Origin of the sequence: Peptoniphilus timonensis JC401, assembly GCF_000312025.1 — a bacterium.
GTDB classification, from domain to species: Bacteria; Bacillota; Clostridia; order Tissierellales; family Peptoniphilaceae; genus Peptoniphilus_A; species Peptoniphilus_A timonensis.
Genome location: NZ_HE978598.1, coordinates 90,790 through 92,156 on the forward strand (window position 1 = coordinate 90,790; position 1,367 = coordinate 92,156).

The window sequence follows — 1,367 nt, forward strand, 5'->3', positions numbered from 1 at the left end:
ATAATATCTGTTGGGGAGTAAATCTCTAACAGATATTTTTATGCAAAAAAATTGCACTTATACGCATTTAGTCCTAAACTTAAAATAGCTAAAAACTAAGCTAGGAGGTGCATATAAGTGCAAAATAATAATAACATGATTTAAAGATGTAATTTTTGATAGCTTTTATGAGGATAATTACTTTGTTCATATCCACGCTTCTGTTAAAAAGATGGATACTTGTCCTCACTGTGGTTCTAAAAGGATTTGGGTTCATGATCATAGGATTCAAAAGATTAAGGATACTCATATTCATGGAAAGAATTGTTTTATTCATTTAAAGAAGACAAGGTATGATTGCAAGTCTTGTGGCTGTCGTTTTGAAAGAGAACTTGATTTTATTGCTAAGGGTCACACTATGACTAATAGGCTTGTTTTTGCTATTTTTGCTGAATTTAATGAACTTCATTCTAGCTCTTCTATTGCCAAAAGGTATAATGTTTCTTCTAATACTGTATTAAGAATTTTAAGTTATCTAAGTGTTTCGAGAGATAGGCTCTCAAGTGTTTTGTGTATAGATACCCATAGGGCACAAGTGAGTTTAAGGGAGATAGCGGAGGTTTTAAGTATCAGACTTCTCTTCTAAATGGTTATAAGCACTCTGTCATTGATATTTTGCCTAATAGGGATAAGAACTTTTTGTTCAGCTACTTTTAAAAATATTCCTAATAAAGAGAGACAAAGTGTTAAGTTTTTTGTAACTGATATGTCCAATACCTTTAAATCTGTTAAGAATAGATTCTTTAAGAATTCTATTCATATTGTTGATAGATATCATTTTATCAGACAAGTTTCATGGGCTTTAGAAAATGTTAGAAAGAGAATTCAAAAAGATATTTCTTCTAAGATTAGAAAGTATTTTAAGAAAAGTAGGAGCCTACTTACAAAACCTGCTTCTAAACTAACATCTGAACAAGCTAAAGAAGTTTCTCTAATGCTTGATTTAAGCAATGATTTGAAGTTGGCCTATAGGTTAAAGGAACTGTTCTACCAATATGTTCTTACTCAATCCAATATAGTTAGAGCAGCTAAATCTTTAAGAGAATGGATAAGAAAATCTAATTTAAAAGAATTTAAAGCTTGCATCACTGCTTTTAATAACTGGTTTGATGAGATATGTAATTCTTTTGATTATTCTTGGTCTAATGGTCCACTTGAAGGAACTCATACTAAGATAAAGACGTTAAAAAGGAATTGTTTTGGTATGAAAAATTTTAATTTGTTTAGAAAAAGAATTATGTTTGCTTGTAAGTAATCATGGGAAAACAGGAAAATTTCGCAAAACCCCTAGGGGTTTTGTTTGCTATGTTTATTTTAGTTGTTTTTTT

At 30.0% G+C, this 1,367-nt stretch carries 2 protein-coding genes; both read left to right on the top strand.

What is annotated here, in order from left to right; translation table 11 throughout:
- The first annotated feature begins 211 nt into the window (after positions 1-211).
- Positions 212-625: a transposase family protein gene (locus tag HGPT_RS10635; RefSeq protein WP_081578530.1), complete on the top strand. Its 414-nt coding sequence runs from the start codon at positions 212-214 to the stop codon at positions 623-625.
- A gap of 21 nt (positions 626-646) precedes the next feature.
- A complete protein-coding gene (locus HGPT_RS08610) occupies positions 647-1,294 on the top strand; it encodes a transposase (RefSeq protein ID WP_172633964.1) in 648 nt (215 codons plus the stop codon).
- Positions 1,295-1,367 lie beyond the last annotated feature (73 nt).